Annotated in this window: 12 protein-coding genes; 9 read left to right on the forward strand and 3 right to left on the reverse strand. The window is 71.1% G+C overall.

What is annotated here, in order from left to right; genetic code table 11:
• Positions 1-176: 176 nt before the first annotated feature.
• Positions 177-1,154 carry a Bug family tripartite tricarboxylate transporter substrate binding protein gene (locus ACFQZY_RS11415; protein ID WP_377415788.1) on the forward strand — a complete coding sequence of 326 codons (978 nt, stop codon included), beginning with the start codon at positions 177-179 and terminating at the stop codon, positions 1,152-1,154.
• A 68-nt stretch (positions 1,155-1,222) separates the two neighbouring features.
• Entirely contained in the window at positions 1,223-1,669 is a 447-nt protein-coding gene (locus ACFQZY_RS11420; protein ID WP_377415871.1) for a MaoC family dehydratase, read from the forward strand.
• A gap of 12 nt (positions 1,670-1,681) precedes the next feature.
• Here the strand turns inward: ACFQZY_RS11420 and ACFQZY_RS11425 are convergent, their stop codons facing one another.
• Positions 1,682-2,671: a Bug family tripartite tricarboxylate transporter substrate binding protein gene (locus ACFQZY_RS11425; protein ID WP_377415790.1), complete on the reverse strand. Its 990-nt coding sequence runs from the start codon at positions 2,669-2,671 to the stop codon at positions 1,682-1,684.
• Positions 2,672-2,858: 187 nt separating this feature from the next.
• On the opposite strand from ACFQZY_RS11425, the gene ACFQZY_RS11430 reads away from it, so the two are divergent.
• Positions 2,859-3,836 (forward strand): Bug family tripartite tricarboxylate transporter substrate binding protein, encoded by a 978-nt coding sequence (locus tag ACFQZY_RS11430; RefSeq protein WP_377415792.1) that lies wholly within the window; start codon positions 2,859-2,861, stop codon positions 3,834-3,836.
• 28 nt (positions 3,837-3,864) lie between these two features.
• Here ACFQZY_RS11430 and ACFQZY_RS11435 read toward each other — a convergent pair whose 3' ends face one another.
• On the reverse strand, positions 3,865-4,785 hold the full coding sequence (locus tag ACFQZY_RS11435) for a LysR family transcriptional regulator (protein WP_377415793.1): 921 nt from the start codon (positions 4,783-4,785) through the stop codon (positions 3,865-3,867).
• A 111-nt stretch (positions 4,786-4,896) separates the two neighbouring features.
• Between ACFQZY_RS11435 and ACFQZY_RS11440 the strand changes: the two genes are divergently transcribed.
• Genes ACFQZY_RS11440 through ACFQZY_RS11465 form a run of 6 tightly spaced genes read left to right on the forward strand, consistent with a single transcriptional unit; the run spans position 4,897 to position 10,333 of the window.
• Positions 4,897-5,697, forward strand: a complete 801-nt coding sequence (locus ACFQZY_RS11440) for a citryl-CoA lyase (protein WP_377415795.1) — start codon at positions 4,897-4,899, stop codon at positions 5,695-5,697.
• Positions 5,694-6,611, forward strand: coding sequence for an SDR family NAD(P)-dependent oxidoreductase (locus ACFQZY_RS11445; RefSeq protein WP_377415797.1), 918 nt, complete (start codon positions 5,694-5,696; stop codon positions 6,609-6,611). The genes ACFQZY_RS11440 and ACFQZY_RS11445 overlap by 4 nt, the downstream gene beginning before the upstream one ends.
• A gap of 2 nt (positions 6,612-6,613) precedes the next feature.
• Positions 6,614-7,522 (forward strand): MaoC/PaaZ C-terminal domain-containing protein, encoded by a 909-nt coding sequence (locus tag ACFQZY_RS11450; protein WP_377415798.1) that lies wholly within the window; start codon positions 6,614-6,616, stop codon positions 7,520-7,522.
• Entirely contained in the window at positions 7,519-8,286 is a 768-nt protein-coding gene (locus ACFQZY_RS11455) for an enoyl-CoA hydratase/isomerase family protein (protein ID WP_377415800.1), read from the forward strand. Before ACFQZY_RS11450 ends, ACFQZY_RS11455 begins: the two co-directional genes overlap by 4 nt.
• The gene (locus ACFQZY_RS11460) at positions 8,283-9,506 is read left to right on the forward strand and encodes a CaiB/BaiF CoA transferase family protein (protein WP_377415801.1); all 1,224 of its coding nucleotides are present in this window, start codon (positions 8,283-8,285) and stop codon (positions 9,504-9,506) included. The genes ACFQZY_RS11455 and ACFQZY_RS11460 overlap by 4 nt, the downstream gene beginning before the upstream one ends.
• A complete protein-coding gene (locus ACFQZY_RS11465) occupies positions 9,503-10,333 on the forward strand; it encodes a TauD/TfdA dioxygenase family protein (protein WP_377415803.1) in 831 nt (276 codons plus the stop codon). Before ACFQZY_RS11460 ends, ACFQZY_RS11465 begins: the two co-directional genes overlap by 4 nt.
• Here the strand turns inward: ACFQZY_RS11465 and ACFQZY_RS11470 are convergent.
• Entirely contained in the window at positions 10,305-13,202 is a 2,898-nt protein-coding gene (locus ACFQZY_RS11470; RefSeq protein WP_377415804.1) for an EAL domain-containing protein, read from the reverse strand. The genes ACFQZY_RS11465 and ACFQZY_RS11470 overlap by 29 nt on opposite strands.
• Between the last annotated feature and the right edge of the window lie 120 nt (positions 13,203-13,322).

Here is a 13,322-nt window from a genome sequence, read left to right on the forward strand (position 1 = left end):
GTGAAGAGTGGTTCGGTTTTCCTGAGGCTGCGCCATGCGCGCCGCAGCCTGAACACCGCTTCAACTTAAATGAATTGTGGTCGGGCCTGCGCCTGCCAGACACTGGCGCGGCACTGCGTGGAGTGCAGGCACCGCGTCTTCGCTTGTGACGCAGAACTACACCAGGAGATATCCCCATGACTCGCATCAGTCGTCGCCTCGCCGCGTGCGCGGCCGGCTTCGCTCTCCTCGCGCCCGTGCTGGCAGCGCACGCCCAGTCCCCGGCCTGGCCGGCGCGCTCCGTGCGACTGGTCATTCCGTTCGGGGCCGGCGGCACCGCGGACGTGACGGCCCGCACCATCGCGCAGCAACTGTCCGAGCGCTGGGGCCAGCAGGTCATCGTCGACAACAAGCCCGGCGGCGACACCGTGATCGCCGCCGCCGAGGTGCAGCGCGCCGCACCCGACGGCTACACGCTGCTGATGGCGATCAATTCCACGCTCACGCTCACGCCCCACACCCTCAAGGTGCCCTATGACCCGATGACTGACTTCACCTTCATCGGCCAGGCCACCGACGTGCCCATGCTGGTGCTGGTGCCCGACGCGTTCCCTGCGCGTTCGGTGTCCGAGCTGGTGGACCAGGCCCGCGCCAAGCCTGGCGCGCTGAACTCCGGCGGCCCGGCCACGGTGACGCAGCTGGTGCAGGAGCAGTTCGCCCGTGAGGCCAAGGTCAAGTTCACCTGGGTTCCCTACAAGAGCGGGCCGGACGTGACCAAGGCCCTGCTGGGTGGTGAAATCCAGGTCGGCGTGGACGCGGTGGTGAACAACCTGCCCCACCTGCAATCGGGCAAGCTGCGCGCGCTGGCGGTGACCACGCCGGTGCGCCTGAAGACGCTGCCCCAGGTGCCCACGCTGCAGGAGCAGGGCATCCGCGACCAGCGCATCTCGCTCTCGCACATCGTGCTGGCGCCCAAGGGCCTGCCCAAGGTGGTCCAGGATCGGATCCAGGCTGACCTGCAGTTCGTCATGAACAAGCCCGACGTGGTCGACAAGCTCGCAGCCCTGGGCGTGCAGGCGGCCTGGCGCGACGGCGCCGAGCTGGCCCGCTCGGTCCAGGTCGAGAGCGCGGCGACCGGCGCACTGGTGCGCGAGCTGGGGCTGCGCCCGCAATGAGTGTGCGCACGAATACCCCCTCGGCCGGCGGCGCTGCGCAGCCGCCTTTCGATCCGCGCCAGCACCGGATGGTCGAGACCCGCTGGTTCGAGGACTTCAGGCTCGGTGACCGTTTCGTGTTGCCCTCGCGCACCATGACCGACGGCGTCTTCGCCGCCTTCCAGATGGCCAGCGGCGACAACCATCCGGTCCACTACGACGTGGAGTACTGCCGGGCCCGCGGCATGCCGCACATGCTGGCCCACGGATTCCAGGTGCTGGCGCAGACCTGCGGCGGCGCGGGCCTGTTCGCCTACTACGTGGAGGACTCGCTCAAGGGCTTCATCGAGCAGAGCAGCCGCTTCCTCGGGATGGTGTTCGTAGGCGACACGGTCTACCCCGCGCTCGAGGTCACGGGGCTGGAGCCCAATCGCACGACCGGCGTGCTCACGCTGCGATCGACCGTCCACAACCAGCGCGGTGAACTGGTGATGGAGGGGCTGCAGAAATACCTGATTCGCAAACGCCCCGCCTGAGGGCGGCCCGGGTCACTCGGGCTGGATGCCGGCGGCCCTGATCAGGTCCAGCCACTGGGCGTGGTCCTGCTGCATGCGCCGGCCCATCTCGGTTGCGGACATGGGCTCGAGGTCGGTGGACAGCGCCGCCATCTGCTGGCGCAACTCCGGCGAGGCGAGGGCGGCGGTGACGGCCTGGCCGATGCGCTCCACCACCGCGGGCGGCGTGCCTGCCGGCGCGACCAGTCCGATCCAGGTGACCAGCTGCGTGCCGGGGAAGGCCTCGTCGAGCGTGGGCACCTCGGGCGCGGCCAGGCTGCGCTTGCCCGCCGAGATCGCCAGGGCGGCCAGCTTGCCGGCGCGCACGTGTGGCACGCCGTTGCTCACATCCGAGATCGCCGCCGGCACCTGCCCGCCGATCAGGTCCGTCATCGCCTGCGGCGTGGCCTTGTACGGCACCGGCGTGAAGCGCACGCCGCTGGCCTTGGCCAGCTGCGCCAGCGCCACCTGGGCGCTCGAGGAGCCGTAGCCCACGGCTAGCGGCTGGGGCTGGCGCGCGGCATGGGCCAGGAAGGACTTGAGGTCCCGCGCCGGGGCGTCCGCGCGTACCAGGAACATCATCGAGGTGGAGGCCAGGCCCGCCACCGGCTGGAAGTCCTTGAGCGGGTCGTAGGGCAGGGCCCTGAACAGGCCGGCATTGGCCGCCAGGGTGGTCGAGGAGCCGGCCAGCAGGGTGTAGCCGTCGGGCCGCGCGCGGGCCACGAACTGGCTGCCGATCACGCCGTTGCCGCCCGCCTTGTTGTCGATCACCACCGGCTGGCCGAGGAGCTTCTGCAGCACCGGCGCGAAGGGGCGCAGCACCAGGTCGGTGTAGCTGCCGGGGCCATAGGGGACGACGATGGTCACCGGGCGCGAAGGGAAGTCCTGCGCGAGGCCCGGCAGGGGCGCCAGGGCCGGCAGGGTGGCGAGGGCAGCGGCGAGGCCGGCGGCCACGGTGCGTCGGTTGGGGCGGGGCGTCTCCATGGCGGCGGGTCTCCTGTCTGGTTGCGGGATGCTAGGCAGCGCCCGACGCCGTCACAACTCAGATGATTGGAAGGATAGTTCAGGGCGGCTGAACTCGCGCCTGAACAATCGTTCAGATTCTTTGATTTGTCCGACCGTGTGCGAAGCCCTAGGCTTGCGGCAAAACCTATTCCAACCAGGAGACACGATGTTCCCTCGCAGGAGCCTGCTGGCCTGCGTCGCCGCGCCGCTGCTGGCCGCGGCCGCCGCTGGCGTACACGCCCAGGCCGACGACTTCCCCTCCCGCCCGGTGACCCTGGTCGCCCCCTTCCCCGCCGGCTCGGTGACCGACGCCGTCACCCGCGTGCTCGCCACCGCCCTGTCCACCTCGCTGGGCAAGCCGGTGGTCGTGGAGAACAAGGCCGGCGCCCAGGGAACCATCGGCGCGGCCTACGTGGCCAATGCCAAGCCGGACGGCTACACCCTGCTGGTCGGCTCCTCGGGCATGTTCGTGGCCCGCAGCCTGTACAAGACGCTGCCCTATGACCCGATGGAGAGCTTCACCCCGGTGGCCGGCGTGGGCTCCACCGCCATGATGTTCCTGGTCGCCGCGAACTCGCCCCTGCGCAGCATCGCCGACCTGGCCAAGGCCTCGAAGCAGGCCCAGCCGCCGGTGAGCATGGCCTACGGCTCGCCCAGCGGGCAGGTGGCGGTGTCGCTGTTCTCCACGGTCACCGACTCCAAGCCGATCGCGGTGAGCTACCGCGGCATCCCCCAGGCCATCACCGACCTGATCGGCGGCCAGGTGCAGGTGGCGGCGGTGGACATCGGCAGCGCCCTGGCGCAGATCAACGGCAAGACCGCGCGCGCCCTGGCCATCTCCTCGGCCCAGCGCTATGCCGGCGCGCCCGAGGTGCCCACGCTGCAGGAGGCCTTTCCGCGCGCCGCCGGCTCGCTGGAGACGATCATCGCGATCATGGCGCCGGCCGGCACGCCCGCGCCGGTGGTGGCCAAGCTGGAAGCCGCCCTCGGCCAGGCGCTGGCGACCACGCCCGTCAAGGCGCAATTCCAGGTGCTCAATACCTCGGTGCTGCCGCTGTCTTCCAAGGACCTGGCCGCGCGCCTGCGCACCGACAACCCGCGCTGGGAGCGGCTGATGAAGCAGGCCGGCATCGAGCCGCAGTAACGCCGCTCCGCCCGGGCCGCCGCCGGCCTCAGGCCGCGGCCTGGGCCCCCCGGCGCCCCTTGGGCGCGGGCGGCGGCGCCAGCAGCCCGCACATCGCCACGAAGCGCGCCGCCGCGGGCGAGAGCGTGTGGCCGCGGATGGTCATGACGGAGATCGTGCGCGTCATCACCGGCCGCACGATGCGCACCACCGCCAGCGAGGTGCGCCGGGGCACCGCCACGCCGGGCAGGATGCCCACGCCCAGGCCGGCCTCGATCATCGCGATCGTGGTGCTCACGTGGGTGAACTCGTAGCCCAGGTCGGGCTGCAGGCCCTCGGCCTCCAGCGTGGCGTGCAGGTGCTTGCGGAACTGCGAGGTGCCCAGCGCCAGCATCCGCATCTTCGACAGCTCGCGCAGCGTGATGCCGGACTTGCCCGCCGAGGGATGCCCGGCGGGCAGCACCGCGACGTAGTCGTCGTCGAACAGCGCCTGCACCTCCAGCTCGCCGGGCCGGTCGGGCGCGGGGCCGATGCCGAAGTCCACCTCGCGCCGGCGCACCGCCTCCAGCAGCTCGGGCTGCGTGAGCTCGAACACCCGCACGGTGATGCCGGGGTACTGGCGCGAGAACTCCACCAGCAGGGCCGGCAGCCGGGTGCTGGCGATGGTGGGCACGCAGGCGAAGGAAAGGTGGCCCTGCTGCGCGTCGGCCGCCTGCTGCAGGCGCGCCAGCGCGCCGTCGATCTCGGCCATTGCCTTGCGGGTGCTGATCATCAGCTGCTCGCCCTCGGGCGTGAGCTCCACCCGCCGCGTGGTGCGCTGGAACAGCGCCACGCCCAGGCGCTCCTCGAGCTGCTTGACCTGCATGCTCACCGCCGGCAGCGACAGGTGCAGCTGCTCGGCGGCCTTGCGAAAGCTGGTGTGCTCGGCGACCGAGAGGAAGGTCGAGAGCACCTTGAAGTTGACCTTCATGCCGTCTCCGTGGGAATGCCTGTTCCGATATGAACAATCACTCAGATTATTTGACTTGTGCCTGGGCGGTGCCGATCCTAGCATCGCCAACCCGGAGACCAGGAAAGAACCATGCCGCGCAGGAAGAAGGAAATACGCACCGACATCGGCTGGAGCAATGCCAGCAGCATCACGCTTTTCGGGCGTGACTTCACCCGCGACATCCTGGGGAACCTGAACCTGGGCGACATGGGCTTCCTGGAACTGACCGGGCGCTTCCCTTCGCCCGACGAGTCCCGCATGTTCAACGCGATGGTGGTCACGCTGGTGGAGCACGGCATCACGCCCAGCGCCCTGGTCGCCCGCCTGACCTACCTGGGCGCGCCCGAGGCCATGCAGTCCGCGGTGGCCGCCGGCCTCAATGGCCTGGGTACCGTGTTCGTGGGCAGCATCGAGGCGGTGGCCAAGCTGCTGTACGAGGTGATGCCCCAGGCCGACGCGCAGGCCGACTTCGCCGCGATCGCGCGCCAGGTCGTCAAGTCCGCCCACGAGGGCAAGCGCATCATCCCCGGCATCGGCCACCCGGTGCACAAGCCGGTGGACCCGCGCGCCCCGCGCCTGCAGGAGATCGCCCGCGAGACCGGCTTCGACGGCCCGTACATGCGCCTGATGGAGGCGATCGCCGAGGAGGCCGGGCGCGCCACCGGCAAGGTGCTTCCCATGAACGCCACCGGCGCCATCGGCGCGCTGTGCTGCACGATGGGCTTCGACTGGAAGATCTGCCGCGGCCTGGGCGTGATGGCCCGTGCGGTGGGCCTGGTCGGCCACATCCTCGAGGAGTCGCGGCGGCCCATGGGCGAGGAGATCTGGCACCACATCGACGAGATCGCCACCGCGCACATGCGACCGGCTTCCGGGGAGGAATCGAAATGAGCGGAACCTTCGTCAAGGACAAGGTGGTCCTGGTCACCGGCGCGGGCGGCGGCATCGGCCGCGACTTCGCGCTGGCCCTGGCCCGCGAGGGGGCCAAGGTGGTGGTGAACGACCTGGGCGCCACGGTCAACGGCGAGGGCTGCGACCTGGCCCGCGCCCAGGCGGTGGTGGACGAGATCCGCGCCTTCGGCGGCGAGGCCGTGGCCAATGGCGACAGCGTCGCCGACTGGGACGCGGCGAACCGCATGGTCACCCAGGCGGTGGAGAGCTATGGCCGCATCGACGCCGTGATCAACAACGCCGGCATCCTGCGGGACCGCTTCTTCTTCAACATGAGCGTGGACGAGTGGCGCGCCGTCATCGACGTGCACCTCAATGGCGCCTTCTACGTCTCGCGCGCCGCCGCGCCGCACTTCAAGTCGCAGCAGTCGGGCGCCTACATCCACATGGTCTCCACCTCGGGGCTGATCGGCAACTTCGGCCAGGCCAACTACTCGGCGGCGAAGCTGGGGATCGTGGCGCTGTCCAAGTCCATCGCCATGGACATGGCGAAGTTCAACGTGCGCTCCAACTGCATCTCGCCCTTCGCCTTCAGCCGCATGATCGGCTCCATGCCCACCGAGACGCCCGAGCAGGCGGCCCGCGTGGAGCGCCTGAAGAAGATGGAGACCGCCAAGATCGCCCCGCTGGCCGTGTGCCTGGTGAGCGACGCCGCGGCGCAGGTGAGCGGCCAGGTGTTCGCGGTGCGCGCCAACGAGATCTTCCTCATGAGCCAGAGCCGCCCGCTGCGCGCGATGCACACCGCCGAGGGCTGGACGCCGCAGACGGTGGCCGAGCGCGTGATCCCGGCGATGCAGCCTTCGTTCTACAGGCTCGATCGCTCGCAGGACGTGTTCGACTGGGACCCGGTCTGACCATGATCGACGCGCAGGCCGTCCGGGCCTGGGAGTTCCCGCCGCTGCGCCAGGCCTACACCGAGAAGGACGCGATCCTCTACGCCCTGGCCCTGGGCTATGGCAGCGACCCGCTCGACGCGGGCCAGTTGCGCTACGTCTACGAGAGCGGCCTGCGGGTCGTGCCCACCTTCGCCAACGTGCTGTGCCACCCCGGCTTCTGGGTCAGCGACCCGCGCACCGGCATCGACGCCCGCCAGGTGGTGCACGGCGAGCAGCATGTGCGGTTCCACCGCCCGTTGCCGCCGAAGGGCGCGGTGCGCTCGCGCACCCGCGTGGTGGACCTGGTGGACAAGGGCGCCGGCAAGGGCGCCCTGCTGGTGTTCGTGCGCGAGCTGTTCGACGAGGCCAGCGGCGAGCTCGTCGCCACCATCGAGCAGCACTCGCTGTGCCGGGGTGACGGCGGCTTCGCGGGCGATGCGCCGGCGGCGCCCGCCGGGGTCCGCCCCGCGGTCACGATGCCCGAGCGCGCGCCCGACCACATCGTCGAGATCCCCACGCTGCCCCAGGCCGCCCTGGTCTACCGCCTCAGCGCCGACCCGAACCCGCTGCATGCCGACCCCCACGCCGCGCGCGCCGCCGGCTTCGAGCGCCCGATCCTGCATGGCCTGGCCACGTTCGGTGTGGTGTGCCGCGCCGTGCTGCAGGCCTGCGCCGGCGACGACCCGACCCGCCTGGCCTCGCTGGGCGGACGCTTCACCGCGCCGGTGTTCCCCGGCGAGACCCTGCGCACCGAGATCTGGCGCGATGCCGGGGACCCGGCTTCGCTGCGCCTGCGCTGCGTCGTCGCCGGGCGCGAGGCCGTCGCCTTCTCCGCCGGCAGCGCCCGCGTGCGCCCGGCCCCCGAACCTTCCGAGGACACCCCCGAATGATCCAGTACGACGTGCAGGACGGCATCGCCCAGCTCCTGATGGACAGCCCCCCGGTCAACGGCATCACCCACGAGATGCTGGACACCCTCATGGCCCGCCTGCGCGAGGCCGGCGCCGACCCGCAGGTGCGGGCCATCGTGATCGGCAGCGCGCTGCCCGGGCGCTTCTGCGGCGGGCTGGACCTGCCCCGCTTCGCCGCCGGCACGCCGGCCGATACGCATGCCATCGTGAACAAGCTGTACTTCCAGCTGTTCGAGCTGCAGGCCAGCCTGCCCAAGCCGGTGATCGCGGCCATCACCGGCTCGGTGCGCGGCGGCGGCATGTCCATCGCCATCACCTGCGACATGATCGTCGCGGCCGATGACGCCACCTTCGGCTACCCCGAGCTGGAGGTGGGCCTGCTGCCCGCGATCCATTTCAACCACCTGCCCCGCATCGTCGGCCGCAACCGCGCCTTCGACCTGCTGTTCACGGGCCGCGTGTTCGGCGCGCAGGAGGCGGCCGACCTCGGCCTCGTGGGCCGCACCGCGCCCGCCGCCGAGGTGCTGGCCGAGGCGCGCAAGCTGGCCGCGGTCTTCGCCCGCAAGTCCCCCACGCTGATGCGCCTGGGCAAGGCCGCCTTCGTGCGCGCCACCGACAACGGCTACCGCCAGGGCGCCGCCAGCGCGGTGGACCTGGTGTGCACCGTCTTCGGCATGCCCGATTGCGCCGAGGGCCTGGCGGCCTTCGCCGAGAAGCGCGCGCCGCAGTGGGAGCAGCCGTGAGCGCCGCGCCCGGCCTGCCCGCCCTCGACGGCCTGCGCGTGCTGGACCTCTCGCGCGTGATGGCGGGCCCGTTCGCCGCGCAGATCCTGTCCGACCTCGGCGCCGACGTGATCAAGGTGGAGCGCCCCGTCACGGGCGACGACACCCGCCAGTGGGCCCCGCCCACCATGGTGCCCGCGCCGGCCGAGCCGGCCGAGGAGTCGGCCTACTTCTGGACCTGCAACCGCGGCAAGCGCTCGGTGGTGGCCGACCTGGCCGACCCGCAGGGCCAGGCCCTGGTGCGCCGCCTCGCCGCGCAGGCCGATGTGCTGGTGGAGAACTACAAGGTCGATGCCCTGGCCCGCTACGGCCTGGACTACGAGGGCCTGCGCGCGATCAACCCGCGCCTGGTGTACTGCTCCATCACCGGCTTCGGCCAGACCGGCCCCTACCGCGAGCGCCCCGGCTACGACACCATCGCCCAGGCCCTGGGCGGCCTCATGAGCATCACCGGCAATGCCGACGGCGAGGCCGGCGGTGGCCCGCGCAAGGTGGGCGTGTCGGTGGTGGACCAGATGACGGCGCTGTACTCGGTGATCGGCATCCTCGCGGCGCTGCGCGAACGCGACGCCTCGGGCCAGGGCCAGCACCTGGACATGTCGCTGCTGGACGTGCAGGTCGCCACCCTGAGCAACATCGCCACCAACTACCTGGCCACCGGCAAGGTGCCGCGCCGCCTGGGCAACCGCCTGGCCACCGTCTTCCCCAGCGACAGCTACCGCTGCCGCGATGGCGAGGTGATGCTGATCGTGGGCAACGACGAGCAGTTCCGCCGCTTCTGCGAGGCGATGGACCTCGCTGCGCTGCCCGTCGACCCGCGCTTCGCCCGCAACGGCGACCGGCTTGCGCACCAGGAGGCGCTGGACCCGCTGCTGCGCGCGGCCTTCGCCCGCCGCAGCGTGGCCGAGTGCCAGGCGCTGCTCGATCGCGCCGGCGTGCCCGCCGCGCCGATCAACAGCATCGACCAGGTCTTTGCCGACCCCCACGTGCAGGCCCGTGGCCTGGTGCGCGAGGTGCCCCGCGCCGACGGCACCCTCGCCCGCGTGCTCGCCAACCCGATCCGCCTCTCGCGCTCGCCCGTGCTCGATGGCCGCCTGCCGCCCCGCCTGGGCGAACACACGGCCCAGGCCCAGACCCAGGCGGGCTGGCCCGACAATCGAACCAACAAGGAAACCCCATGACCGTGAAAATCCGACGCATCGCCGGCGCCCTGGGCGCCGAAGTCACCGGCTTCGACCTGCGCCAGAAGCCCTCCGCCGACCTGGCCGCCGAACTGCGCGCCGCCTTCCTCGCGCACAAGGTCATCTTCATGACCGGCCAGCCCCTGCAGCCGGCCCAGTTCATGGAGGTGGCCCGTGCCTTCGGCACGCCGATCGAGTACCCCTTCGTGAAGGGCATCGAGGGCTTCCCCGAGATCATCGAGGTCAAGAAGCTGGAGAACGAGCGCGTCAACTTCGGCGGCGTCTGGCACTCCGACACCACCTACCTCGAGGTGCCGCCCATGGGCACGCTGCTGCTGTCCAAGGAGCTGCCGCCTTTTGGCGGCGACACGATGTTCGCCAGCCAGGTCGCGGCCTACGAGGCGCTGTCGGACACCATGAAGCGCCTGCTCGAGGGCCTGCAGGGCATCTCCAGTTCCGCCAAGGCCGATGTCTCCAAGACCCGCGAGGACCGCCTGCGCACCGACGGCACCGGCGCGCCGCCCAAGGACTACGTGGCCCGCCACCCGGTGGTGCGCACCCACCCGGAGACCGGCGAGAAGGCGCTGTTCGTGAACACGGCCCACACCGTGGGCATCGAGGGTCTCACGCAGGCCGAGAGCGAGCCGCTGCTGAAGTTCCTGTTCGAGCACCAGGTCAAGCCGGAATTCACCTGCCGCTGGTCCTGGCCGCTCGATTGCATCGCCTTCTGGGACAACCGCGCCGTGATGCACAACCCGGTCAACGACTACCACGGCCACCGCCGGGTCCTCCAGCGCATCACGCTGGAGGGGACTCGGCCGGTGTGATCCAGTCGTCGGCGGCGTCGACGGCATCGGCGGCCGCGGCGATCTCCGCGGCGCGCTGGCGCACCAGGCCCTCGACGACGGCGGCCGGCGCGGGCGCCGAGTACAGGTAGCCCTGGAAGCGCCGGCAGCCCATGCCGGCCAGCAGCTCCTGCTGCGCCTCGGTCTCCACGCCCTCGGCCACCACCTCCAGGCCCAGCGTCTGGCCCAGGGCGAGGATGGTGCGGGCGATGGCCATGTCCTGGCCGTCCTGCACCAGGTCGCGCACGAAGGACTGGTCGATCTTGAGTTCGTCCAGCGGCATCCGCTTCAGGTAGGCGAGCGAGGAGAACCCGGTGCCGAAGTCGTCCAGCGAGAAGTGCAGGCCGCGGTCCTTGAGTTGCCGCATCTTGGTCACCACCGACTCGATGTCGTTGACCAGCACGCTCTCGGTCAGCTCCAGCTTCAGGCGCTCGGGCGCGATGCCGTGGCGGCCGACGATCTCCAGCACCTGGCCCACGAAGGCGTCGTCCATCACCTGGTGCGAGCTCACGTTCACGCCGACCACCAGGTGCGCCAGGCGCGGGTCGTCGCCCCACTGCGCGATCTGTCGGCAGGCCTCGTCCAGGGCCCAGGCGCCCATGGGCACGATCAGCCCGGTCTCCTCGGCCACGGGGATGAACTCGCCCGGCGACACCAGCCCGCGCTCGCCGTCCTGCCAGCGCAGGAGGGCCTCCACGCCCACCACGTGCCCGCTGCGGTCCACCTGCGGCTGGTAGTGCAGGCGCAGCCCCCCGGTGGTCAGCGCGCCCCGCAGGCCGGCCTCGATCGCCGCGCGCGAGCGCAGGCTCTCGTGCATGCCCGGCTCGAACACCCGCACCTGGTTGCGGCCCGCCGCCTTGGCCTCGTACATGGCGAGGTCGGCCTGCTTGAACAGGTCCTCGGGGCTGTCTCCGGGATCGCCGAACACGGTCAGGCCGACGCTGGCGCCGCAGGTGTGCTCGGCCTCGCCCACGCGGACCGGGCGCGTCACCCGGCCCAGCACCCGCAGCGCCGTGGCGCGGGCCTGGGCCAGCGCCTGCTCCCGGTCCGGGGCCAGCTCCCGCAGCATGGCCACGAAGTCGTCGCCGCCCAGGTGCGCCAGCGTGTCGCCCGGCGCCAGCACCTCGCGCAGGCCCTGGGCCACTTCGCGCAGCAGCCGGTCGCCCTCGGCATGGCCATGCAGGTCATTGAAGCCCTGGAAGTCGTTCAGGTCCACGAACAGCAGCGCCCCGCGCTGGCCATGGCGCAGGCACTCCGGCAGGGCCTGCGCCAGGCGATCCATCAGCAGGCGGCGATTGGGCAGGCCGGTGATCAGGTCGGAGAAGGCGAGGCGGTCGATCTGGGCCTGCGCGGTCTTGGCCGCGGTGATGTCCTGGAGGATGACGAGCATGCAGGGCTCGCCGTCCACCTCCATCAGGCTGGCGGCGATGCGCACCGTCACGGCGCGGCCATCGCGCGCGCGCAGTTCGGCCTCGAACTGGCTGCAGCGGCCGGTCTTCTCCAGCGCCTGCACCATCAGGTCGCGCTCGTGCGGGTGTCGCCACAGGCGCATGTCGTTGGAGGTGCGGCCCACCATCTCCTCGGGCGTCCAGCCGAAGACGCGGGTGAAGCTCTCGTTGACCTGCAGGAAGCACCCGTCCGACATGCGATTGATGCCGATCGGGTCCGGCGTGGTGCGGAAGGCGGTGCGGAACATCTGCTCGCTCTTGCCCACCGCCTCGCGCTGCCGACCCAGCTCGCCCATGAGCTGGTTGAAGGCCTCGATCAGCTTGCCGATCTCGTCGGGCCGCTTCACGGCCAGCGGCTGCAGCGGGCCGTCCTGCAGCTGCTGCGGGGTGATCGCGCCCAGGGTGTCGGCCGCCTGCTGCAGCGGCGTGAGCTGCCCGCGCACCACCCGCCAGCTGACGAAGCCGGTGACGGCCGCCAGCACCAGGGAGGCCCAGATCAGGTGACGCTGCAGGGCGTGCGCCGGCTCGAAGAGTTCGTCGGTCGGCAGCGTGACGGCCACATACCAGTTGGCCGAGGGAATGCGCTTGACCGAGGCCAGCACCTCGATCCCCTGCGGGCTGGTCAGGACGGCGGTGCCCTCGAAGCCGGCGATGAAGCGGTCGATCTCGCGGTTCACGCCCGGCGGGGGGAGCTTCTCCATCACCCGGCTGTGGTCCGACGAGGTGACGATGACGCGGTGCTCGGGGCACACGAGCAGGAAGCCGCCGGTCTTGCCGAAGGCGCTGCGCTGGATGTTGTCCAGGAAGCTGGGGACCACCAGGTTGATCACCCCGACCAGGGCGCCGGCCACGGTGCCCTGGTGGTTGTAGATCGGTACCGCCATCGCGATGATCGGAACGGACAGGGCCCGGCCGATCACGGGCTGGCTGATGGAGGCCTTGCCTTCCTTGAGCGCCTTCTGGATGTAGTCGCGGTCGCCGTAGTTGACGCCTTGCCGGTCCGACGACAAGGGCATCGAGGCGATGGCGATGCCCTGGGCGTCGGTGATGAAGGTGCCGCCGTTGAACATGCCCTGGAGCACGGGGCGCTCCTGCAGCAGGCGCTGGGCGGCGACATCGCTGCCCATGGCGTAGGGCGCATCGAGTTCGGCCACGGCGCGCAGGGCGTTGAAGCGCTCCGACAGCTGCCGGTCCAGGGTGTCGGCCGTGATCTGGGCCACGCTGAACTGCTGCTGCGAGAGCACGTGCTCCAGGTCGCGGTGCAGCCTTTCGCTGCCCCACACCCCCAGGGTCAGGGTGGCGGCCAGGCACATGACCAGGCTGAACAGCGTCAGGCGCGCCTTCAGCGTGCTGTGGCGGATCCGCTGGGCGATAAGTCGGGCGAAGGCGGCGGGTGGGGGCATCCGGGGAGGACCTGGTCTTTCTGCTCAGCATTCTCCCCCGGCCGCGCTGGCCGGCCAATCCGGGAGGTACCCCCGGGGGATCCGCGTGGGTTTTCAGCGACGGCGCCCCGCGCGCCGCCC

The organism is Ramlibacter sp. GCM10027632 (assembly GCF_042675325.1).
Classification (GTDB): Bacteria; Pseudomonadota; Gammaproteobacteria; order Burkholderiales; family Burkholderiaceae_C; genus Ramlibacter.

Excerpts from the sequence above, each read along its gene's own strand:
- ACFQZY_RS11415 (WP_377415788.1), top strand. The coding sequence starts at position 177 with ATGACTCGCATCAGTCGTCGCCTCGCCGCGTGCGCGGCCGGCTTCGCT.
- ACFQZY_RS11420 (WP_377415871.1), top strand. The coding sequence starts at position 1,223 with ATGGTCGAGACCCGCTGGTTCGAGGACTTCAGGCTCGGTGACCGTTTC.
- ACFQZY_RS11425 (WP_377415790.1), bottom strand. The coding sequence starts at position 2,671 with ATGGAGACGCCCCGCCCCAACCGACGCACCGTGGCCGCCGGCCTCGCC.
- ACFQZY_RS11430 (WP_377415792.1), top strand. The coding sequence starts at position 2,859 with ATGTTCCCTCGCAGGAGCCTGCTGGCCTGCGTCGCCGCGCCGCTGCTG.
- ACFQZY_RS11435 (WP_377415793.1), bottom strand. The coding sequence starts at position 4,785 with ATGAAGGTCAACTTCAAGGTGCTCTCGACCTTCCTCTCGGTCGCCGAG.
- ACFQZY_RS11440 (WP_377415795.1), top strand. The coding sequence starts at position 4,897 with ATGCCGCGCAGGAAGAAGGAAATACGCACCGACATCGGCTGGAGCAAT.
- ACFQZY_RS11445 (WP_377415797.1), top strand. The coding sequence starts at position 5,694 with ATGAGCGGAACCTTCGTCAAGGACAAGGTGGTCCTGGTCACCGGCGCG.
- ACFQZY_RS11450 (WP_377415798.1), top strand. The coding sequence starts at position 6,614 with ATGATCGACGCGCAGGCCGTCCGGGCCTGGGAGTTCCCGCCGCTGCGC.
- ACFQZY_RS11455 (WP_377415800.1), top strand. The coding sequence starts at position 7,519 with ATGATCCAGTACGACGTGCAGGACGGCATCGCCCAGCTCCTGATGGAC.
- ACFQZY_RS11465 (WP_377415803.1), top strand. The coding sequence starts at position 9,503 with ATGACCGTGAAAATCCGACGCATCGCCGGCGCCCTGGGCGCCGAAGTC.
- ACFQZY_RS11470 (WP_377415804.1), bottom strand. The coding sequence starts at position 13,202 with ATGCCCCCACCCGCCGCCTTCGCCCGACTTATCGCCCAGCGGATCCGC.